A 20,769-nucleotide genomic window follows, 5' to 3' on the forward strand; every position below is an offset into this window, starting at 1 on the left:
GAGGCCCGGGTCGTCCCCGGGCCTCCGGCCCTCGTCGTGTCGGCCCTGCTGCGCGCAGGGCCCGACGTCAGCTCGCGCGGCTGCGCAGCAGCGTGAAGCTCCAGTCGCGCACCAGGAGGGTCGTGACCTCGCCGGCGACCTGCTGGTCGGGGTCGCTCGAGATCGCGAGCTCCCACTCGGCCTCCGGCGCCCCGGGCACGGTGAACTCGACGACGCCCTCGCTGCCGTTGACGAGCAGGGCGAAAGCGTCGCTGCCCGTGTGGGTCAGCACGAACGTGATCGCCTTGTTCGTCGGCTCCGCCCAGTCCTCCGGCTCGAAGCCGGCGCCGTCGGCGCGCAGCACCTCGACGTGGTCGTCGCTCTCGACGTCGGGCGCGTAGCGGAACCAGTCGGGCCGCAGGGCGGCGTTCTCGCGGCGCAGGCGCACGAGCTCGGTCGTGAACGCGAGCAGGTCGCGGTCGACGGCCGACCAGTCGAACCACGAGATCTCGTCGTCCTGGCAGTAGGCGTTGTTGTTGCCGCCCTGGGTGCGGCCGAGCTCGTCGCCGCCGAGCAGCATGGGCACGCCCGCGCTGAGCAGCAGCGTGCCGAGGAGGTTGCGGCGCTGGCGGTCGCGGAAGTCGGTGACGGCCGCGTCGTCGGTCTCGCCCTCGACGCCGCCGTTGAACGACTTGTTGTCGCTCTCGCCGTCGGCGTTGTCCTCGCCGTTGGCCTCGTTGTGCTTCTCGGCGTAGGCGGTGAGGTCGTGCAGCGTGAACCCGTCGTGGGCGGTGACGAAGTTGACGCTCGACAGGGGCGAGCGACGGCTGGCCTCGTACACGTCGGGGCTGCCGAGCACGCGCTCGCTGAAGGTCGAGAGCACGCCGTCGGCGCCGCCCCAGTAGTCGCGCACGTCGTCGCGGAACTTGCCGTTCCACTCCGACCAGTCGGCGGGGAACCCGCCCACCTGGTAGCCGGCGGTGTCCCACGGCTCGGCGATCATCTTGACGCTGCGCAGCACCGGGTCCTGGTGGATCAGCGTGAGGAACGCGCTGTGCTCGCTGGCCTCGCCGCCCTGGCGCGTGAGCGTCGTGGCGAGGTCGAAGCGGAACCCGTCGACGTGCATCTCGGTCACCCAGTAGCGCAGGCTGTCCATGATGAGCGCCAGCGCGGTCGGGTGGCTGACGTTGAGGCTGTTGCCGGTGCCCGTGGTGTCGAAGTAGGCGCTCTCCTCGCCCTCGACGAGGCGGTAGTACGCCGGGTTGTCGAGGCCCTTGAACGAGATCGTCGGGCCCATGTGGTTGCCCTCGGCGGTGTGGTTGTAGACGACGTCCATCCACACCTCGAGGCCGGCCGCGTGGAGGTCCTTGACCATCTGCTTGAACTCGGCGACCTGGCCGCCGCGGGTGCCGGCTCCTGCCGAGGCGTACTCGTCGTGCGGCGCGAAGAAGCCGATCGAGTTGTAGCCCCAGTAGTTGCGCAGGCCCTTCTCCTCGAGGTGGCTGTCCTGCACGAACTGGTGCGTGGGGAGCAGCTCGACCGCGGTCACGCCGAGGTCGGTGAGGTGCTTCACGGCGGCGGGGTGGCCCAGGCCGGCGTAGCTGCCACGGATCTCCTCGGGCACGTCGGGGTGCTGCTGCGTGAAGCCCTTGACGTGGACCTCGTACACGACGGTGTCCTCGAGGCGCGTGCCGGGGCGGGCGTCGTCGCCCCAGTCGAAGGCCGGGTCGACGACGACGCTGCGGGGCACCGCGGCGGCCGAGTCGGTGTCGTCGCGCTGCTCGGGCTCGTCCATGTCGTGCCCGAAGACGGCCTGACCCCAGTCGAAGCGGCCGTCGACGGCGCGCGCGTAGGGGTCGAGCAGCAGCTTGTGCTCGTTGTGGCGGAGGCCCGCGGCGGGGTCCCAGGGGCCGGCGACGCGGAACCCGTAGCGGTCCCCGGCGCGGACGCCCTCGACGACCCCGTGGAAGACGTGGCCGGTGCGGTCGGTGAGGCGGGTGCGGTGCTCGGCACCGTCGTCGTCGAACAGGCAGAAGTCGACGGAGTCGGCGGTCTCCGACGAGACGGCGACGTGCACGCCGCCGCCCTCGAGGAGGGTCACGCCGAGGGGGTAGGGGAGGGAACGAGGATCCATGTGCTCATCGAACAGGAGCGCAGGAGGCTCGGGCCAAAGCTGGGAGAACGCCCTCGCGACGGCCGCGTTCAGGTCTCCAAGGGCATGTGGCGGTGCATGAAGCGGTCGAACTGGGGGACCGTGAACTGCGCGTAACCGTAGCGGGGCGTGTACAGCAACCCCTTGTTGATCAACCGGGCGCGGATCGGGCCCAGTTGCTCCGATGTCCTGCCCAGGACCTCAGCGACCTCGGACGCTTTCTGCTCCGCACTGCCGAGTTCGGCCATGGCTCGCATGTACCTCAACTCCTCTGGCGTGGCGCGCTGGACCCTCGCACGGAAGAAGCTGCTGTCGAGCTCGGCTTCGACTACCTCCAGAGCGTCGCGTGCGGCCTCGAGCGTGATGGTCGGACGCGTCGCTGCGTTCCACGCTGCCCGTCCGAACTCCTGCAGGAAGTACGGGTATCCCTCCGTGTAGCCGATGATGAAGTCGAGGGCGTCGACCGAGTACTCGACGTCTTCTCCTCGTGCCGGTTCGACGAGGGCTTGTACGGCGGCGCTCCGGGGCAGCTCCCCGATCGCAGGGAACTTGAACAGACGCTCGGCGTACGACTTGGCGTTCCCCGCCAACCCCGGCAACTGCGGCAGGCCCGCGCCCGCGAACGTCACGGGGAGCTGTCTCTGCACGGTGCGGTGCACGGCGCCGATGAGTGCCTCCAATTCGTGCTTCTCGAGGAACTGGATCTCGTCGAAGAGGAACACCACTCCGCGTTCCTTCTCGGCAGCTGCTTCGCCGAGGGCCTCGAAGACGTCTGCCAGATCGTCTGCGAGGGAGCCGCTGTCGCCGAGCCCGAACTCGGGCTCGACGTCGAGCCCGGCGGTCACTGCTCCGTCGGCCTTGACGGAGATCGTGAAGGACTTCACGACCCCAGCAGCGCGGGCGGCGCGAGCTCCCCACCGGGATCGCGGGGAGACCTGCAAGAGTGCCCTGCGAGCGAGGTTCGCGATCTGGGGCTGGAAGGGGGTGGACTTCGACACCTCAGCGGTGATCGGGACCCACTGCTCTTCGCGGGCGATGCGTTCGTACTCGCCGAGGAGTACCGTCTTGCCCACTCCGCGGAGGCCCGTGACAACGACGGACTGCTCGGTGTAACCGTTGCTCAACCGGTGGAGCAGGACGCGGAAGTCGTCCACTTCTTGAGCACGACCGGCCAGGTATCGAGGAGGGGCGCCTGCATTCGGCGTGTACGGATTGCGTGCTCGCTCCACGGGGCCTCCTTGACAGCTTTTGACAACTTTAACAATCGGTGTAAAAGACGGTCAAGCTTGTCAATGATCGCCATATCTCAGGCCCGCGCACGCGGCTCAGCGCACGCGCTCCCCGCGGTCGCCGCGGGCGAGGGCCTCGAGCTGCTCGTTGTACGCCGCCAGCTCGGCGTCGCCGTCGCGGTCGGCCTGGCGGTCCTTGCGCGTGGCCTCGCGGGTGTCGCTGCGGAACCACAGGATCGCGACCGTCAGGGCCAGCGCGAGGGTCGGGATCTCGCCCACGCTCCAGGCGATGCCGCCGCCGACGTACTGGTCCTGCAGCGGGGCGTCGCCCCAGGTGCGGCCCATGGCGCCGTACCAGTCGGCGAGGAACAGCCCCGAGCGGGTCATGATGCTGAGGCCGAAGAAGGCGTGGAAGCCCATCGTGGCGAAGAGCGTCAGCAGGCGCATCGGGTACGGGAGGCGCTTCTTGACCGGGTCGATGCCGATCATCGACAGCACGAAGAGGTACCCCGTGATGAGGAAGTGCACGATCATCCAGTAGTGCCCGAGGTGGGTGGTCGTGGCCCAGCTGAAGAGGCTCGTGTAGTAGAACACCCAGAGCGAGCCGGCGAACATCACGGCGGCGACGATCGGGTTGGTGAGCACGGTCGCGATCGGGTTGTGCACGAGCACGAGCACCCACTCGCGGGGTCCGCGCGTGCCGTCGGTGCGGCGGTGGATCGCGCGCAGCGCCAGGGTGACCGGGGCGCCGGGCACGAGCAGCACGGGGACCGCCATGCCGAGCCCCATGTGCGCCAGCATGTGCACGCTGAAGAGGTACTCCTGGTAGACGTTCGGGGCGCCGCAGGTCAGGTAGGCCAGCAGCAGCACGCCGGCCGTCCACGAGATCGTGCGGCCCACCTGCCAGGAGTCGCCACGACGGTGCAGGCGCACGACGCCGGCCAGGTAGAAGAACAGCAGGAACGCGCAGACCAGCGCCCAGAGCAGGTCGACGTTCCACTCGGTGAGCCAGCTCAGCGGCGTGAGCGCGGAGGGCAGCGGGTCGCCGGTGAGGATCTCGGCGGGCGTCGGGTCGGCGAGGTCCGTGGCCACGACCTCCTCGACGGGCGTGGCCGTCCTCGCCAGGGCGGCGGCGACTCCTGACGCGATGCCCATGAACGCCAGCTCGGCCGTGACGAACCACCAGAACGGCCGAGACGTGCGCTCGGGGTGCGAGGTCATGCGGCCGACGAGCCAGCGCCGCTGCACGACGCCGAAGACGCCGAGGGCGACGAGCGAGAGGGTCTTGAGCAGTACGAGCAGGCCGTAGCCGGTGGTGAGGGCGTCCCAGCTGCCGAGGCGGAGTCCCGCGTTGAAGACGCCGGAGACGGCCACGACGACGAAGCAGAGGAGCGCGAGGGTCGAGTAGCGGGCGAGGACGACGCCGACGCGCCCCTTCGCCTCGAGCGCCCCGCGCAGGAGCACCAGGGCGACGAGCCCGCCGAGCCACACCGAGGCCGCCTCGAGGTGCAGGGCGAGCGACGTGACCGCGGCGTCGTGCCCGCTGGCACCGGCGGCGTGGCCCTGCTCGGCCAGGGGGATGAGCCCGCCGCCGGCCAGGAGGGTGAGGCCGATGAGCGCGTACCGGTCGCGCAGCGCGAACGAGAGCACGGTGACGACGGCCGCGATGATCGTCATGACCAGCCAGGCGCGGCCCAGCTCGGTGTCGGTGAGGAAGAACGCGAGCGTGCGGCCGAACTGGTCGTCGAAGGTGACGGGCACGTTCGCGACGCTGAGGAAGGTGAGGAACGTCGTGGTGACGGCGAGCACCGTCCACAGGCCGGCGGCACCGGCAGCGACGTCCATCGCGCGGTCGTGCGCGGGCTCCTCGCGCTGCAGCGCGAAGCAGGTGAGGAACAGCGTGCCGATCGTGACGGCGGCGGAGATGTTCAGCAGCGACTTCGCCAGCGGCAGGCCGAAGCGCACGACCGGGCCGGGGTCGACGAGCAGGGTCGCCTGCGCGGCACCGCCCAGGAAGAGGGCGGCGACGACGGAGACGACGGCGGCCAGCACGAGCAGTGCGGGCCCGGCGACGCGGACGAGTCTGGGCACGGTCTCCAGCCTAGGTCGGGGGAGGTGGGAGCCGGTGGGGAGCGGCGGCGCCCGGACGCCGAGAGGGGGAGCAGCGACCGTGGTCGCTGCTCCCCCTCTCGAGGTGGTGCTGAGGACTACTTGACGGCAGCCTTGAGCTTGCTGCCGGCGCTGACCTTGACGCTGTCGCTGGCCGCGATCTCGAGTGCCTCGCCCGTCTGGGGGTTGCGGCCCGTGCGGGCGGCGCGGTGCGACTTCTCGAAGGCGATCCACCCGGGGATGGTGACCTTCGTGCCCTCGGCGACGGTCTTCGACACGACGGAGAAGAAGGCGTCGACGACACCGCTGACCGCGGCCTGGCTCTGGCCAGACTCTTCGGCGACGGCGGCGACGAGCTCGGTGCGGTTCAGTGACTTGTCAGCCATGTTGTTGTCCTCCTCGGACTTCTGCTGTTGGACGACCGGGGCGAAGCGCCGAGGCCGTGCGGTTCAGACCACCAGGCCGAGGGCCCCGTGGAAACGGTGCGAACCTACCAGGACGACTTGGTCACACCGGGCAACTCGCCGCGGTGGGCCATGTCACGGAAGCGCACGCGGCTGATGCCGAACTCGCCGATGTGACCGCGGGGGCGGCCGTCGATGGCGTCGCGGTTGCGCAGGCGGACCGGCGACGCGTCACGGGGGAGCTTCTGCAGGCCGAGGCGCGCGGCCTCGCGGCTCTCGTCGGTCCCGTTCGGGTCGACGAGGGCCTTCTTGAGCTGCAGGCGCTGCTCGGCGTAGCGCGCGACGACGACCTTGCGCTGGTCGTTCTTGGCGATCTTGCTCTTCTTGGCCATGCTCAGCGCTCCTCGCGGAATTCGACGTGCTTGCGGATCACCGGGTCGTACTTCTTCAGCACGAGGCGATCGGGGTTGTTGCGACGGTTCTTCTTGGTCACGTACGTGAAACCGGTGCCCGCCGTCGAACGGAGCTTGATGATCGGACGGACGTCCTGCTGCTTTGCCACTAGATCTTCTCCCCACGGGCCAGGAGGTCCTTGACCACGGACTCGATGCCCCGTGCGTCGATCACCTTGATGCCCTTGGTGCTGAGCTGCAGGGTGACGTTACGACGCAGCGAGGGCACGTAGTAGGTCTTCTTCTGGATGTTCGGGTCGAAGCGGCGCTTGGTGCGCCGGTGCGAGTGCGAGATGTTGTGCCCGAAGCCGGGGACGGCTCCGGTCACCTGGCAGGTTGCTGCCATGGTTTCCTCCGTAGGTACCGTAGGAGCTGACGCCCCTACCCAAGGTCACTTGTCGGCGCGCCGGTCCTCCCCGGCCCGACGAGGTCGGGCCCGTACAGCTGGGGTGGCGGTGCACATGGGCGCAGAGTGCGCCCAACCAAGGGGACAGCCTACTGGACGGCCAGCACCGGGGCAAGACCGCGTCGCGGCACCCGCAGGAGGCCCGGGTCGCGTCAGGAGGCGGGGGTCGCGCCCGCCGCCAGCTCGCGCGTGCACGCCGGGCAGAAGCCGAACACGTCGACGACGTGGTGCGGCTGGGTGAAGCCGTGCTCGGCCGCCACCTGCTGCGCCCACGTCTCGACGGCGTCGGCCTCGATCTCGACGGTCGTGCCGCAGTTGCGGCAGATGAGGTGGTGGTGGTGCGTGCCGGGGGTGCAGGCGCGGTAGAGGCTCTCGCCCTCCTGCTGCAGGGAGTCGGCCGAGCCCTCGGTGGCGAGGTCGGCGAGGGCACGGTAGACGGTCGCCAGTCCGATCGGGGACCCGCTGTCGCGCAGGGCGGTGTGCAGGGCCTGCGCGCTGACGAAGCCCTCGCTCGTGCTCAGCGCCTCGCGCACGGCCTCGCGCTGCCAGGTGTTCCGTCTCACGACCATCTCGCGTCCTCCGTCACGTCGTCGTCGAGGCTACCCGGGCCTCCTGCGCGACCGCGTCCCGCCGGGTGCGCCCTGAGCGATCACGGCGCCACGAGACGAGGCGGCAGGCCAGCCAGGTGAGGAACGAGATCGTCGTCACGTAGGGGCTGATCGGCAGCCCGCCGCCGAGGGCGAGGAGGATCCCGCCGACGACCGACGTCACCGCGAACACGGTGCTGAGCACCGGCACGAGCACGGGGTGCACCGTGAGGCGCAGGGCGGCCGCGGCGGGCGTCACGAGCAGCGAGAGCACGAGCAGCGCCCCGACGATCTGGATCGACACGGCGACCGCGAGGCCGAGCACGAGCATGAACACGAGGCCGAGCGTCCGCACGGGGACGCCCGCTGCCGCGGCGACGTCGGGGTCGACGCTGGCGAAGGTGAGCGGGCGCCACATGACCACGAGGGCGATGACGACGATCGCCGAGATGACGAGCAGGGCGCCCAGCTGCGGGTCGTCGACCGAGACGATCTGCCCGGTGAGCAGGCCGAACTTGTTGGCCGACCGGCCCCGGTAGAGGGCGAGGAAGAGGATCCCCAGGCCGAGCCCCGCGGGCATGAGCACCGCGATGATCGAGTTGCGCTCCCTGGCCCGTGCGCCCAGCAGCCCGATGAGCAGGGCGGCGAGCACGCTGCCGACGAGCGAGCCCGTCACCACGTTGACGCCCAGCAGGAGGGCCGCCGCGGCCCCCGCGAAGGAGAGCTCGCTGACCCCGTGCACCGCGAACGGCAGGTTGCGGGTGATGACGAAGGGGCCGATGAGGCCGCCGACGATACCCAGGACGGCACCCGCCAGGATCGAGTTGCGGACCAGCGCGACGAGCTCGCCGAAGTCCTGGAACGAGAAGAGCTGGGCCCACAGCGCCGCGAGGTCCATCAGTGCACCGCCCCTTCGTCGTCGTCGCCGTGCTCGACGTGGTGGTCGTCGTCGTCGTGCCCGCCGACGATGACCACGCGGCCCATCGTGCGGATCACGTCGACGGGCGTGCCGTAGAGGTCGCTGAGCACGTCGGCCCGCAGGACCTCGTCGGGCGTGCCGACGGTGAACGAGCCGCCCGCGAGGTAGAGGATCCGGTCGACGACGTCGAGGATCGGGTTGACGTCGTGCGTCACGAAGACGACCGCCGCGTCGTGGCGACGGCGCTGCTCGTCGAGCAGCTCGGTGACGCCGCGCTGGTGGCGGAGGTCGAGGGAGATGAGCGGCTCGTCGCAGAGCAGCAGGGCCGGGCCGGCCGCGAGGGCCTGGCCGATGCGGGCACGCTGCTGCTCGCCGCCGGAGAGGCTGGCCACGGGGGCGTCGGCGAACGAGGTGGCGCCGACCTCCTCCACGATGGCGTCGATCGCGCGACGCTCGCCGGCGGTCTCGCGGCGCAGCCCCCAGCGGTGCCCGGTGACCCCGAGCGCGATCATGTCGCGGGCGCGGAGCGGCGTGCCGGCCTCCATGAGGCGCTGCTGCGGCACGTAGCCGATGCGGCGGTGGCCGCGGCCGACGGGCCGGCCGAGGAACTCGACGCTGCCGGAGGTGAGGGCCTGCTGGCCGAGGACGGCGCGCAGCAGCGTGGTCTTGCCCGCGCCGTTCGGTCCGAGCACCGCGACGAACTCGCCGGGCGCGACGTCGAGGTCGAGCCCGGACCAGAGGGTGCGGTCGCCGAACGACATGCCGGCCCCCCGGAGGCTCAGGACGGGTGCGGGGCGCACGGCGGCGCCGCCGGCACCCTGACGGGCACCGGCGGCGAGGTCGTCGCGGCGGGGAGGCGTGGTCGTCACTCGGCGAGCGCCGCCGTGATCGCGTCGATGTTGGCCTGCTGCCACGAGACGTAGTCCTCGCCCTCGGGGAGGAGCTCGGTGACGGGCACGATCGCCACGCCGGCATCGGTCGCGGCCTCCTCGACGCGCTCGGTCTCGGGGCTCGAGGTCTGCTCGTTGTAGGCGAGCAGGTCGACCTGGCCGTCGGTGAAGAGCTTGAGCGTGTCGTTGAGCGCGGCGGGCGCGACGTCGTCGCCCTCCTCGATGGCCTCCGAGAAGGCCTCGGGGGTCACGTTGACGAGGCCCATCGCGTCGAAGAGGTAGCCGGGCACCGGCTCGGTGTACGCGACCGAGTCGCCGCCGTGCTGCGCCTCGACCTCGGCGGCCTGCGCCTCGAGGTCGGCGATCTGCTCGCCGAACGCCTCGGCGTTCGCCGTGAAGGTGCTGGCCTGGTCGGGGTCGGCCTCGCCCAGCGCGTCGGCGATGCTCGTCGCGAGGGCGGCCATCGACGGGAGGCTGTAGAAGACGTGCTCGTTGAACTCGCCGTGCTCGTGGTGGTGGCCGTGCTCGTCGGCGTGCTCCTCGCCCTCGGCGTGGTCGTGCTCGTCGGCGTGCTCCTCGCCCTCGGCGTGGTCGTGCTCGTCGTCGGCGTGGTCGTCCTCGGGGGCGAGCCCGGAGACCTCCACGGCGTCGAGGACGGTCGCGTCGGTGCCGCTGGCGTCGAGCATGGTGTCGACGAAGGCGTCGTACCCGCCGCCGTTCATGACGACGAGGTCGGCGCGCGAGACCTCGAGCTGCGTGCGGGCGTCGGCCTCGAACGAGTGCGGGTCCTGCGAGGGGTCGCTGATGATGCTCGTGACGCTCACGGCGTCGCCGCCCACGGTGGAGGCGATGTCGCCGTAGACGTTGGTCGAGGCGACGACGCTGATCGTGCCGTCGCCCTCGGCGCCCGCGGAGCCGCCGTCCGTGCCGGAGCCGCCCGCGCATCCTGCGAGGGTGAGCACGGCGGCCGCGGGGAGGGCGAGCAGGGCGAGGGGGCGGCGCGAGGTCATGCCGCCACGCTACTCCTGTTGATAATGATTGTCGAAACGAGCAGCAGGAGGCCGGGGCTCAGTCGAGCAGGAGGGCCGGCTCCTCGAGCACGCTCGCCACGTCGGCGACGAAGCGGCTCGCGACGTCGCCGTCGACCACGCGGTGGTCGAAGCTCGCCCCGATCGTGGTCACCATGCGGGGCCGCACCTCGCCGTCGACGACCCAGGGCTTCTGCTTGATCGTGCCGAGGGCGACGATGGCCACCTCGCCCGGGTTGAGGATCGGCGTGCCGGTGTCCATGCCGAAGACGCCGATGTTGGTGATCGTGATGGTGCCGCCGGACTGGTCGGCGGGCGTCGTGCGCCCGTCGCGCGCCGTGATCGTGAGCTGCTCGAGGGCCTCGGCCAGCTCGAGCAGGCTCATCGCCTGCGCCTCCTTGACGTTGGGCACGATGAGCCCCCGGGGCGTCGCCGCGGCGATGCCGAGGTTGACGAAGTGGCGGACGAGGATCTCCTTGTCGGTCCACTCCGAGTTGACCATCGGGTTGCGGCGGACCGCCCAGATGATGGCCTTCGCCATGATGAGCAGCGGCGAGACCTTGACGCCCGCGAACTGCGGCGACGCCTTGAGCCGCTTGACGAACTCCATGGAGCGCGTCGCGTCGACGTCGACGAAGAGGCTGACGTGCGGTGCCTCGAAGGCGCTCCGCGTCATGGCCTTGGCGATCTGCTTGCGGACGCCCTTCACCGGGATCCGCTCGACGCGCTCGTCGCTCCACTCGGGCGTCTCGATGTTGCGGAAGACGCTGACCTGCTGCGCGTGGCGGATCACGTCGTCGCGCGTCACCTCGCCGGCCAGTCCGGTGGGCTGCACGGTCGCGAGGTCGACCTCGAGGTCCTTCGCGAGCTTGCGGATCGGCGGCTTCGCGATGATCGGCAGCGCCTGCGCGGCGGGCACGCTCGTCGTCGGGCGGCGGCGGGCCTGCTCGGCGACGCGCAGCTGGCGGGCATCGACCTCGTCCTGGCTGCGACGGCGACGACGGGTCGAGCTCGCGCCCCCGGCCGAGCCGTAGCCGACGAGGACCGAGCCGGAGCCCTCAGGAGCCGCGGGTGCGGCCGTCGAGGACGCCACGCTGCCCGCCGCCCCCGCGGCCGCGACCGCGTCGGCGGAGGCGACCGGGGCCTCCTGCGCCACCTCGGGCACGGAGGAGCCGGCGCGGGCGCGCTGCTCCGAGAGCGCGGTCTCGGCCTGCGAGATCACCTGGGCGGTGCGGGCGAGGCCGCCGCCCTCGAGGGCGTCCGCCTCGGCGGCGCGCGTCGAGGGGGTCGCGGGCGCGTCGCCCTCGCCGATGGTGATGATCGGCGTGCCGACGTCGACGGTGCTGCCGGGCTCCACGAGCAGCTGGTCGACGACGCCCGCGTAGGGCGACGGCAGCTCGACGAGCGACTTGGCGGTCTCGATCTCGACGAGCACCTGGTTGATCTCGACGGTGTCGCCGACGGCGACCTTCCACTCGACGATCTCGGCCTCGGTCAGGCCCTCGCCCACGTCGGGCAGCGCGAACTCGCTGGTCATGTCGGACTCTCTCTCGTGTGCGCCGGGGATCAGTAGGCGAGGGCGCGGTCGACGGCCTCGAGCACGCGGTCGGCGTCGGGCAGGTACAGCGTCTCGAGCTTGGCGGGCGGGAAGGGCGTGTCGAAGCCGCTGACCCGGAGCACGGGCGCCTGGAGCGTGTAGAAGGCCTTCTCGGCCACGGTGGCCGCGATCTCGGAGCCGACGCTCACGAAGCCGGGCGCTTCTTGGGCGACGACGAGGCGGCCCGTCTTGCGGACCGACTCGAGGATCGGCCCGTAGTCGACGGGCGAGAGCGAGCGCAGGTCGACGACCTCGACCGAGACGCCCTCGGCGGCGGCGATCTCGGCGGCCTGCAGCAGCACGCTCACCATGGCGCCGTGGCCCAGGAGGGTCACCTCGGTCCCGGTGCGGACGACGCGGCTGGCGTGCAGCGGCACCCCCGGCTGCGTCAGGTCGACCTCGCCCTTGGGCCAGTAGCGGCTCTTGGGCTCGAAGAACATGACCGGGTCGTCGGAGGCGATCGCCTCTTGGATCATCCAGTACGCGTCGTGCGGCGTGGACGGGCTCACGACCCTCAGGCCCGCGGTGTGGGCGAAGTAGGCCTCGGGGCTCTCCTGGTGGTGCTCCACGGCGCCGATGTGCCCGCCGTAGGGCACGCGGATGACGACGGGCATGCTCAGCGCACCCTCGTGCCGGTTGGTGAGCTTCGCGAGCTGCGAGGTGATCTGGTCGAAGCCCGGGTAGATGAAGCCGTCGAACTGGATCTCGACGACGGGGCGGAACCCGCCCATGGCGAGGCCGATCGCGGTGCCGACGATGCCCGACTCGGCGAGGGGCGTGTCGATGACGCGCTGTTCGCCGAACTCGGCCTGCAGGCCCTCCGTGACGCGGAAGACGCCGCCGAGCGTGCCGATGTCCTCGCCCATGAGCAGCACGCGCGGGTCGCGGCGCATGGCCTCGCGCAGCCCGGCGCCGATGGCCTTGCCGAGCGGCATCGGCGTGGTCGCGGGCGCGTCGGTGGCGGCCCCGGTCGTGGCGTCGGGCTGGACGGTGCCGGTCATCGACGGCCTCCCTCGGGTGCGTCGGTCGGGTCGCCGAACCCGGCCTCGTAGCTGGCGAGCCACTGCTTCTGCTCGGTCATGAGCGGGTGCGGCTCGGAGTAGACGTGGTCGAACACGAGGCCGACCTCCGGGTCGCGGAGCGCCAGGGTGCGCCGGCGGACGTCGCTGCCCAGGTCGGCGGCCTCGGTCGCGAGGCCGGTGAAGAACGCGTCGCTCGCCCCGCGGGCCCGCAGGTACGCCTCGAAGCGCGTGATCGGGTCGCGGGCGATCCAGCCCTGCAGCTCGTCGTCCGTGCGGTACTTCGTCGGGTCGTCCGACGAGGTGTGCGCCCCGATGCGGTACGTGAGGGCCTCGATGAAGCGGGGGCCGCCTCCCGTGCGGGCGGCGTCGAGGTCGCGTCGGCTCACCGCGTAGCTGGCGAGCACGTCGTTGCCGTCGATCTGCGTGCCCGGCACGCCGAAGCCGCCGGCCCGGTCGACGAGCGGCGTGCGCGACTGGCGCGACACGGGCACGCTGATCGCCCAGTGGTTGTTCTGCAGGAAGAACAGCTCGGGGGCCTGGAAGCTCGCGGCGAAGACGAGCGCCTCGCTCACGTCGCCCTGGCTCGTGGCGCCGTCGCCGAAGAACGACACGACCGCCTCGTCGCGCTCGACGTCGCCCGTGCCCGTCTTGCCGTCGAGGGTGAGGCCCATGGCGAGGCCCGTCGCGTGCAGCGTCTGCGAGCCGATCACGAGCGTGTAGACGTGCACGTTCTGGTGCTCGGCCGGCACCCAGCCGCCGTGCGTGTGGCCGCGGAGCAGGCGCAGCACGTCGACGGGGTCGACGCCGCGCGCCATGACGACCGCGTGCTCGCGGTACGACGGGAAGACGTGGTCCTGCGGGCGCAGGGCGTGGGCGACGCCCACCTGGGCGCCCTCCTGGCCGTGGCTCGGCACCCAGAGGGCGAGCTGCCCCTGGCGGGCGAGGGCGGCCCCCTCGGCGTCGAAGCGCCGGGTGAGGACCATGTCGCGGTGGAGGGCTTCGAGCTGCTCGTCGCGGAGCGCGTCGACGTAGGGGAGGAGCTCGTCGGTCGCCTCGTTCTGCGCGACCTCGCCCGACGGCGTGACCAGTTGCACGGGCACCGGTGCGCCCACCTGCTCGGGAGAAGACATGGCAGTCAATCTAGTCGCCGGTGCATGCCCCTACCGGGATGCGCCGGGGGCGATCTCGCGGCAGGCCCGCAGGAGCGCGTCGACCGACGCGGGCTCGCCGATCGTGATCCGGAGGCCCTCGGGCGCGAACGGCCGGACGACCAGGCCGCGCTCGGCCAGCAGGCGTGCCGCGGCGGCCGTGCCCTCGCCGGTGGGCAGCCAGACGAAGTTGCCCTGCGCCTCCGGCACCGCCCAGCCCTGGTCGAGGAGCGCGAGCCGGACCTGGTCGCGGAGGGCCACGACGCGGTCGACCCGGGCGAGCAGCTCGGGCTCGTGCTCGAGCGAGGCGAGCGCCGCGCGCTGCGCCTGGTCGGTCACCGACAGGGCGATCGCCGTCGAGCGCGCGGCGTCGAGCAGCGGGGCGGCGCCGATCGCGAAGCCGACCCGCAGGGCAGCCAGGCCGTAGGCCTTCGAGAAGGTGCGGAGCACGACGAGGTTGGGGTGGCGCTCGGTCAGCGACTCGCCCCGCACGGCGTGCTCGTCGGTGACGAACTCGGCGTACGCCTCGTCGAGGAGCACGAGCAGGTCGTCGGGCACGGCGGCCATGAAGGCCTCGAAGTCGGCGGTCGACACGGTCGTGCCCGTCGGGTTGTTCGGCGAGCAGACGATCGCGACGCGCGTGCGGTCGGTGACCGCGGCGGCCATCGCGACGAGGTCGTGCGAGCCGTCCTCGCGCAACGGCACCTGCACGCTCGTGCCGCCGGCGACCGTGACCAGGCCCGGGTACGCCTCGAAGGAGCGCCACGCGTAGACGACCTCGTCGCCGGGGGCCACCGCGGCGAGGAGGAACTGCGACAGCAGCGAGACCGATCCCGCGGCGACGTGCACCTCGTCGGTGGTCACGCCGTGGCGCTCGGCGAGCACGGCCCGGAGCCCGGCGGCCGTGGCGTCGGGGTAGCGGTTCACCTGCACCGCGTCGCGCAGGGCGTCGACCACGGCCGGCAGCGGGTCGAAGGGGTTCTCGTTGCTCGAGAGCTTGAAGGCGTCAGGAGCCGCCTGGGCCCCCTGGCGGTACGGCGGGAGGGCGGCGATCTCGGGACGCAGGCGCACGGGGGTGGTCACCCCTCCAGCCTAGGCGGGGGTCCTCCGACTTCCGCGGGGGCGCGTGCCTCGGCATGATGGGCTGCATGACCCGCTTCGTGCTGCGCGCGCTCGTGAACGCCCTGGCCCTGTGGGCCACGACCACGCTCGTCACGGGCGTCAGGGTCGACCCGTTCGGCGACGGCGGGACCCTCGAGGTCGTCCTGTCGTACCTCTTCGTCGCCGTCGTCTTCGGCATCGTCAACGGGGTCGTCGGCACCGTCATCCGCGTCGTGGCCTTCCCCTTCTACGTGCTCACGCTGGGCCTGCTCGCCCTGATCGTCAACGGCCTCCTGCTCGGCATCGTCGCCTGGATCAGCAGCGTCGCCGGCTTCGGCCTCGAGATCGACGGCTTCTGGTGGGGCGTGCTCGGGGCGCTCGTGCTGGCCGTCGTCGCCTGGCTGATCGGCATCGTCGTGCGCCCCGTCGTCGGCGCGAGCGACCGACGCCGGTGAGCGACGCGGGGGGCTTCAGCGTCTGCTTCGTCTGCACGGGCAACATCTGCCGGTCGCCGATGGGCGAGGTCGTGCTGCGCGCGCTCGCCGAGCGCGACGGGCTCGGCGACCGCCTCGTCGTCACGAGCGCCGGCACCGGCGACTGGCACGTCGGCGAGGCCGCCGACCCCCGCACGGCCGAGGCCCTGCGGGCCCGCGGCTACGATGGGCGGCGGCACCGGGCGAAGCAGTTCGAGGCCGCCGACTTCGCCCGCCACGACCTCGTGGTGGCGTTCGACCGCGGTCACGAGCGGGTCCTCCGGGCGTGGGCGGCCGACGAGGCCGAGCGGTCGAGCGTCCGCCTGCTGCTGTCGTTCGACCCCGCGTCGGACGGGCCCGACGTGGCCGACCCGTACTACTCCGACGCCGCCGCCTTCGACGCCGTGCTCACGCAGGTCGAACGGGCGACGACGGCCCTGTACCACCAGATCCGACCTGCTCTCCGTGGAGGACCCCCGTGACGCTGCCCCCCCAGCCCCTCAGCCCGCTCGACGGTCGCTACCGTGCCGCCGTCGGCGGCCTCGGCGACCACCTCAGCGAGGCCGGCCTCAACCGGGCCCGCGTGCACGTCGAGATCGAGTGGCTGATCGCGCAGACCGACCGCGGCGCCTTCGGCTCGACCCCGCTCACCGACGCCGAGAAGGCGGCCCTGCGCGCGGTCGTCACCGACTTCGGCCAGGCCGAGATCGACGAGCTCGCCGCCATCGAGGCCACCACCCGCCACGACGTCAAGGCCGTCGAGTACCTCGTGCGCGACCGTCTCGCCGCCCTGGGGCTCGACCGCCTCGCCGAGCTCACCCACTTCGCCTGCACGAGCGAGGACGTCAACAACCTCTCGTACGCCCTCACGGTGCGCGCCGCCCTCCTCGAGGTGTGGCTGCCCGCCTTCGACGCCGTCGTCGACGCGCTGCGCACGTGGGCGCACGACCAGCGCGACCAGCCCATGCTCGCCCGGACCCACGGCCAGCCCGCGACCCCGACCACGGTCGGCAAGGAGTTCGCGGTCTTCGCCCACCGCCTGCAGCGCCTGCGGGCCCAGATCGTCGGCACCGAGTTCCTCGGCAAGTTCAGCGGAGCCACGGGCACCTTCTCGGCGCACGTGGTCGCCGACCCCGACCTGGACTGGCAGGAGGCGTCGCGCGCGTTCGTCGAGGACGCCCTCGGCCTCAGCTGGAACCCCCTCACCACGCAGATCGAGTCGCACGACTGGCAGGCCGAGCTGTACTCGCGGGTGTCGCACGCCAACCGCGTGCTGCACAACCTCGCGACCGACGTGTGGACCTACATCTCGATGGGCTGGTTCACGCAGATCCCGCAGGCGGGCGCGACCGGGTCGTCGACCATGCCGCACAAGATCAACCCGATCCGCTTCGAGAACGCCGAGGCGAACCTCGAGCTCTCCAGCGCGCTCCTCGACTCGCTGGCCGCCACGCTCGTGACGTCGCGCCAGCAGCGCGACCTCACCGACTCGTCGTCGCAGCGCAACATCGGGGTCGCCTTCGGGCACTCGCTCCTGGCGCTCGACAACCTGCGCCGGGGCCTGGGCGAGATCGCCGTGTCGGCCGCGGCCCTCGAGGCCGACCTCGACGGCAACTGGGAGGTGCTGGGCGAGGCGATCCAGACGGTCGTCCGCGCCGAGGTGACCGCGGGCCGCTCGACCATCGCCGACCCCTACGCGATGCTCAAGGAGCTCACGCGCGGCAAGCGCGTCGACCAGGCCCAGCTCGTCGCCTTCGTGCGCGGGCTCGACATCGGCGACGAGGCGAAGGACCGGCTCGTGGCCCTCACCCCCTCGACCTACACCGGCCTGGCGTCGGAGCTCGTCGACCGGCTCTGAGCCCGGGCGGGCGGCGGCGCGACGGCTGCCCCGACGGACGACGCCCGGTGCCCCACGGCACCGGGCGTCGCTCACGTCGGGGCGGGCTCAGTGCCCCTTCGGCCGGTCGGACTCGTCGAGCTCGCTCTGCTCCTCGGCGTCCGGCGCGGTCGCCAGCGAGAGCATCGCGAGCACGACCAGCCCGACGATGAAGGCCACGCAGAGGAAGATCAGGCCCAGGTCGAGGTCGCGCGTGGTCATGAGGACGACGAGGCCCGTGAAGACGCCGAACCCGGCGGACAGGCCGAGCAGCTCGGCGGGGCGGAGACGATCGCGGCGGCTGGGTGTGGTCATGAGGTGGGGACTCCGTCCGAGGTGGTGCCGGCGGCCGCCACGGGGGCGGGCTGCCATCTGAGCGAGAGGGCGGCGATGACGAGGAACACCCCGACGAGCACGCCGTAGGCGCCGAGGACGCCCACGAGCACGGTCGACGAGGTGAGCACGCCGCTCACCTGCTCGATGCCGCCGAGCTGCCGCGAGTAGTCCGGCGGCACGACGAGGAAGACGACGGCCAGCAGCAGCGTGAGCACGCCGACCGTGGACCAGTCGCGGGCGAGGGGCGTGCGGCGACGGCGGCGCAGGCCCGTGACGAGCTCGAGGACGCCCGTGAGCAGGGCCCAGGCGACGACGAGGCCGACGAGGAGGGGCAGCCCGCCGTCGGCGAGCAGCAGGGCGGCGGCGCCGACGACCACGCCGACGGCGCCCTGGGCGACCTGCAGCGAACGGCTCGACGGGTCGTCGAGGCGGCGCCACGAGCCGAGGGCGAGCACGAGGCCCGAGCCCAGGGCGGCGGCACCGAGGCCGAGCAGGCCGACCCGCGGGGAGTGGTCGAGCGTGAAGGTCGTCACGAGCCCGACCGCGAGGAGGGGCACGGCGCGGAGGAGCGGGACCGGCCAGTAGCGGCCGCTGCTCGCGGGGTCGACGGCGTCCGCCACGGGGGCGTCAGGGGCAGCCGGCACGAGACCTCTTCCAGGGGTGGGGATCACCGAGGAGTGTACTGCGCGGCCCCCTCCCGCCCCTGACGGGTCGCTCGACGTCGAGGTGGTCGGAGGGGGACGGACGTCGGCGCTTCACCCACGGTTCACAGCCCGAGGCCCTAGCGTGGCGGGAGCAGTCTCATCCGAGGTCGCCCCGTCGCCCTCCGGAACAGTGGGCACGCACCCCGGAGGACGGTCCATGACCACCACCGCACCCGCGTCCCTGCCCGCCGGCTTCCGCCGCACGACCTCCGGCCCGACGGCCAAGCCGACCAGCACCTACTCGGCACTGCTCAAGGAGGTGCGCGAGGCGGGCCTCCTGCAGCGGCGCACCGGCTTCTACGTGATGATGTTCGTCGTCGTCACGGTCCTGCTCGCCGCCGCCGGGACGGGCTTCGTCCTGCTCGGCGACAGCTGGTTCCAGCTGCTCATCGCCGCGGGCCTGGGCATCATCTTCACGCAGTACGCGTTCCTCGCCCACGAGGCCGCGCACCGCCAGGTCTTCGCCTCGAACGCCACCAACGACCGCGCCGGCCGCGTGCTCGCCGCCGGGGTGGTCGGCATGAGCTACGACTGGTGGATGTCGAAGCACAGCCGGCACCACGCGAACCCGAACGCGGTCGGCAAGGACCCGGACATCGCCTTCGACACCATCTCGTTCCTCGAGGAGGACGCCGCGAAGCAGCGCGGCGCCATGCGCTGGTTCACGCAGCGCCAGGGCTGGCTGTTCTTCCCCCTGCTCCTCGCCGAGGGCGTCAACCTGCACGTCACCTCGTTCCGCTCGTTGCTGCGCCGCGGGGAGGTCGAGGGGCGCTGGACCGAGATCACGCTCGTCGTCGTGCGGCTCGGCCTCTACTTCGGCGTCGTCTTCGCGTTCCTGCCGCTCGGCATGGCCTTCGCGTTCGTCGGCGTGCAGCTCGGCGTGTTCGGCGTCTACATGGGCGCGTCGTTCGCCCCCAACCACAAGGGCATGGCGATCGTGCCCGAGGGCTCGAAGCTCGACTTCCTGCGCAAGCAGGTCCTCACCTCGCGCAACGTCACCGGCGGCCGCTGGGTCACGCCGTTCATGGGCGGCCTCAACTTCCAGATCGAGCACCACCTGTTCCCGAGCATGCCCCGCCCGCACCTCGCCGCCGCACGCCTCATGGTGAAGCGCCACTGCGAGGCCCAGCAGATCCCCTACACGGAGACGACCGTCCTGCAGTCGTACGCCATCGTCGTCCGGTACCTGAACCGCGTCGGCCTCGCCGCGCGCGACCCGTTCGACTGCCCCGCCGCGGCCACGATGCGGCCGTGACCAGCGCCTCCTGAACGCGCGGGGCCTCCTGGCCCGCCCTTGCCGACCCGTCCCGACGGCCCCGCTCCCCGGAGCGGGGCCGTCGCCGCGTCCGGGGGGACGCGGGCGAGGGCACGCGCAGCCCGACCGGAGCACGATGGGGCGATGCAGCGCCTCCACTACGCCGACGGCTCGTTCGTGACCGGCGACGAGCTCGCCACCGCCGTCGTGCGCTACGCCCGGGCGCTCGCCCGAGCGGGCACCGCCGACACCGTCGAGGTGCCGATCCTGCTCGACGAGGGCGGGTTCGGCCGGTCCCAGCTGCTCATCGGGCCCGCGAGCCAGCTCGTGCTGACCCCGGGCGACCCCGACCTGCCCCCGCTCGTCGACCCCGTGCTGGTGGCCGACATCGAGGCGCGCCGCGTCGCCCTGGCGCCCGCCCCGGTCGCCGAGCCCCGCGACGTCCCCGCCTCCGAGCGCGTGTCGCTGGACTTCGAGGACTGACCCTCGCCGCGGCCCCGCCGCGGCGACCGGCCTACGCGGGCAGCGACTCGGGCCAGGCGGCGAGCTGCCAGCCGAGCCACGGGCTGTAGGCGAACGGCGTGGCGGCGACGGCCCCGCGCAGGGCGGCGGGCTCGACCCAGGCCCATTCGGCGACCTCGTCGGGCGAGGGGTCGGGGGTGCCCACGGCGCGCGCGGTGAAGACGGGGCAGATCTCGTTCTCGACGATGCCGGAGGCGTCGGTCGCCACGTACCGGAAGTCCGGCAGCACGGGCCTCACGTCGCGCACCGCCATGCCGAGCTCCTGCCCGGCGCGCCGCAGCACGGCCTCGGCGGGGGACTCCCCGGGGCCGGGATGTCCGCAGAACGAGTTGGTCCACACACCGGGCCAGGTCGCCTTGGAGAGGGCGCGCCGGGTCACGAGCACGCGACCGTCGTCGTCGAGCACGTGGCAGCTGAAGGCCAGGTGCAGGGGCGTCGCGGTGGTGTGGACGGTCGCCTTCGGCGTGGTGCCGACGGGGCGGCCGTCGTCGTCGAGCAGTACCACGAGCTCGACGCCGTCGCCGGGTGAGGGGCTCCCGATCGGCTGGGGAACGGCGGAGGTCTGCTCGGTCATGCACGG

Annotated in this window: 23 protein-coding genes; 5 read left to right on the forward strand and 18 right to left on the reverse strand. The window is 72.2% G+C overall.

Annotated features, from left to right (window positions below; all coding sequences use genetic code 11):
• Positions 1–67: 67 nt before the first annotated feature.
• The 15 genes from glgX to ACYVHQ_RS07380 form a co-directional block, all read right to left on the reverse strand.
• Complete coding sequence (gene glgX, locus ACYVHQ_RS07310) at positions 68–2,113, reverse strand: glycogen debranching protein GlgX (protein ID WP_460511602.1); 2,046 nt, start codon at positions 2,111–2,113, stop codon at positions 68–70.
• A gap of 68 nt (positions 2,114–2,181) precedes the next feature.
• The gene (locus ACYVHQ_RS07315) at positions 2,182–3,360 is read right to left on the reverse strand and encodes an AAA family ATPase (protein ID WP_460511604.1); all 1,179 of its coding nucleotides are present in this window, start codon (positions 3,358–3,360) and stop codon (positions 2,182–2,184) included.
• A gap of 96 nt (positions 3,361–3,456) precedes the next feature.
• Complete coding sequence (locus tag ACYVHQ_RS07320) at positions 3,457–5,451, reverse strand: cytochrome c oxidase assembly protein (protein ID WP_460511606.1); 1,995 nt, start codon at positions 5,449–5,451, stop codon at positions 3,457–3,459.
• A gap of 116 nt (positions 5,452–5,567) precedes the next feature.
• Positions 5,568–5,855 carry an HU family DNA-binding protein gene (locus ACYVHQ_RS07325; RefSeq protein WP_460511608.1) on the reverse strand — a complete coding sequence of 96 codons (288 nt, stop codon included), beginning with the start codon at positions 5,853–5,855 and terminating at the stop codon, positions 5,568–5,570.
• Positions 5,856–5,959: 104 nt separating this feature from the next.
• Positions 5,960–6,265 carry a 30S ribosomal protein S14 gene (gene rpsN / locus ACYVHQ_RS07330; RefSeq protein WP_460511610.1) on the reverse strand — a complete coding sequence of 102 codons (306 nt, stop codon included), beginning with the start codon at positions 6,263–6,265 and terminating at the stop codon, positions 5,960–5,962.
• 2 nt (positions 6,266–6,267) lie between these two features.
• Positions 6,268–6,435 carry a 50S ribosomal protein L33 gene (rpmG, locus tag ACYVHQ_RS07335; RefSeq protein ID WP_121370945.1) on the reverse strand — a complete coding sequence of 56 codons (168 nt, stop codon included), beginning with the start codon at positions 6,433–6,435 and terminating at the stop codon, positions 6,268–6,270.
• Complete coding sequence (gene rpmB / locus ACYVHQ_RS07340) at positions 6,435–6,671, reverse strand: 50S ribosomal protein L28 (RefSeq protein WP_349938072.1); 237 nt, start codon at positions 6,669–6,671, stop codon at positions 6,435–6,437. Before rpmB ends, rpmG begins: the two co-directional genes overlap by 1 nt.
• Positions 6,672–6,883: 212 nt before the next feature.
• Entirely contained in the window at positions 6,884–7,300 is a 417-nt protein-coding gene (locus tag ACYVHQ_RS07345) for a Fur family transcriptional regulator (protein ID WP_460511613.1), read from the reverse strand.
• Between the two features lie 13 nt (positions 7,301–7,313).
• Positions 7,314–8,216 (reverse strand): metal ABC transporter permease, encoded by a 903-nt coding sequence (locus ACYVHQ_RS07350; RefSeq protein ID WP_460511615.1) that lies wholly within the window; start codon positions 8,214–8,216, stop codon positions 7,314–7,316.
• Positions 8,216–8,998 (reverse strand): metal ABC transporter ATP-binding protein, encoded by a 783-nt coding sequence (locus tag ACYVHQ_RS07355; protein WP_460511879.1) that lies wholly within the window; start codon positions 8,996–8,998, stop codon positions 8,216–8,218. The genes ACYVHQ_RS07350 and ACYVHQ_RS07355 overlap by 1 nt, the downstream gene beginning before the upstream one ends.
• Before the next feature lie 104 nt (positions 8,999–9,102).
• On the reverse strand, positions 9,103–10,137 hold the full coding sequence (locus ACYVHQ_RS07360) for a metal ABC transporter solute-binding protein, Zn/Mn family (RefSeq protein WP_460511616.1): 1,035 nt from the start codon (positions 10,135–10,137) through the stop codon (positions 9,103–9,105).
• Positions 10,138–10,195: 58 nt separating this feature from the next.
• Complete coding sequence (locus tag ACYVHQ_RS07365) at positions 10,196–11,692, reverse strand: dihydrolipoamide acetyltransferase family protein (RefSeq protein ID WP_460511618.1); 1,497 nt, start codon at positions 11,690–11,692, stop codon at positions 10,196–10,198.
• Positions 11,693–11,721: 29 nt separating this feature from the next.
• Positions 11,722–12,687, reverse strand: a complete 966-nt coding sequence (locus ACYVHQ_RS07370) for an alpha-ketoacid dehydrogenase subunit beta (RefSeq protein WP_460511881.1) — start codon at positions 12,685–12,687, stop codon at positions 11,722–11,724.
• 62 nt (positions 12,688–12,749) lie between these two features.
• Entirely contained in the window at positions 12,750–13,904 is a 1,155-nt protein-coding gene (locus ACYVHQ_RS07375) for a thiamine pyrophosphate-dependent dehydrogenase E1 component subunit alpha (protein WP_460511620.1), read from the reverse strand.
• Positions 13,905–13,934: 30 nt separating this feature from the next.
• Positions 13,935–15,005, reverse strand: a complete 1,071-nt coding sequence (locus ACYVHQ_RS07380) for a histidinol-phosphate transaminase (protein WP_460511621.1) — start codon at positions 15,003–15,005, stop codon at positions 13,935–13,937.
• A gap of 65 nt (positions 15,006–15,070) precedes the next feature.
• Here ACYVHQ_RS07380 and ACYVHQ_RS07385 point away from each other — a divergent pair, with 65 nt between their 5' ends.
• From ACYVHQ_RS07385 to purB, 3 genes are read left to right on the forward strand one after another with little or no spacing between them, the layout of a single operon-like run.
• On the forward strand, positions 15,071–15,478 hold the full coding sequence (locus ACYVHQ_RS07385; RefSeq protein ID WP_460511623.1) for a phage holin family protein: 408 nt from the start codon (positions 15,071–15,073) through the stop codon (positions 15,476–15,478).
• A 59-nt stretch (positions 15,479–15,537) separates the two neighbouring features.
• Complete coding sequence (locus ACYVHQ_RS07390; RefSeq protein WP_460511882.1) at positions 15,538–15,978, forward strand: low molecular weight protein-tyrosine-phosphatase; 441 nt, start codon at positions 15,538–15,540, stop codon at positions 15,976–15,978.
• 2 nt (positions 15,979–15,980) lie between these two features.
• Positions 15,981–17,354 (forward strand): adenylosuccinate lyase, encoded by a 1,374-nt coding sequence (gene purB / locus ACYVHQ_RS07395; RefSeq protein WP_460511884.1) that lies wholly within the window; start codon positions 15,981–15,983, stop codon positions 17,352–17,354.
• A gap of 87 nt (positions 17,355–17,441) precedes the next feature.
• Here purB and ACYVHQ_RS07400 read toward each other — a convergent pair whose 3' ends face one another.
• Together ACYVHQ_RS07400 and ACYVHQ_RS07405 are read right to left on the reverse strand one after the other, a co-directional pair.
• Positions 17,442–17,687, reverse strand: coding sequence for a hypothetical protein (locus ACYVHQ_RS07400; RefSeq protein ID WP_460511625.1), 246 nt, complete (start codon positions 17,685–17,687; stop codon positions 17,442–17,444).
• The gene (locus ACYVHQ_RS07405; protein ID WP_460511627.1) at positions 17,684–18,352 is read right to left on the reverse strand and encodes a DUF308 domain-containing protein; all 669 of its coding nucleotides are present in this window, start codon (positions 18,350–18,352) and stop codon (positions 17,684–17,686) included. The genes ACYVHQ_RS07400 and ACYVHQ_RS07405 overlap by 4 nt, the downstream gene beginning before the upstream one ends.
• 217 nt (positions 18,353–18,569) lie before the next feature.
• Between ACYVHQ_RS07405 and ACYVHQ_RS07410 the strand changes: the two genes are divergently transcribed.
• Both ACYVHQ_RS07410 and ACYVHQ_RS07415 read left to right on the forward strand, forming a co-directional pair.
• The gene (locus tag ACYVHQ_RS07410) at positions 18,570–19,667 is read left to right on the forward strand and encodes a fatty acid desaturase family protein (RefSeq protein WP_460511629.1); all 1,098 of its coding nucleotides are present in this window, start codon (positions 18,570–18,572) and stop codon (positions 19,665–19,667) included.
• A gap of 144 nt (positions 19,668–19,811) precedes the next feature.
• Positions 19,812–20,150: a hypothetical protein gene (locus ACYVHQ_RS07415; RefSeq protein WP_460511630.1), complete on the forward strand. Its 339-nt coding sequence runs from the start codon at positions 19,812–19,814 to the stop codon at positions 20,148–20,150.
• A 31-nt stretch (positions 20,151–20,181) separates the two neighbouring features.
• On the opposite strand, the gene idi is transcribed toward ACYVHQ_RS07415, so the two are convergent.
• Positions 20,182–20,763: an isopentenyl-diphosphate Delta-isomerase gene (gene idi, locus ACYVHQ_RS07420; protein ID WP_460511632.1), complete on the reverse strand. Its 582-nt coding sequence runs from the start codon at positions 20,761–20,763 to the stop codon at positions 20,182–20,184.
• Positions 20,764–20,769 lie beyond the last annotated feature (6 nt).

This window comes from Frigoribacterium salinisoli (assembly GCF_054781095.1).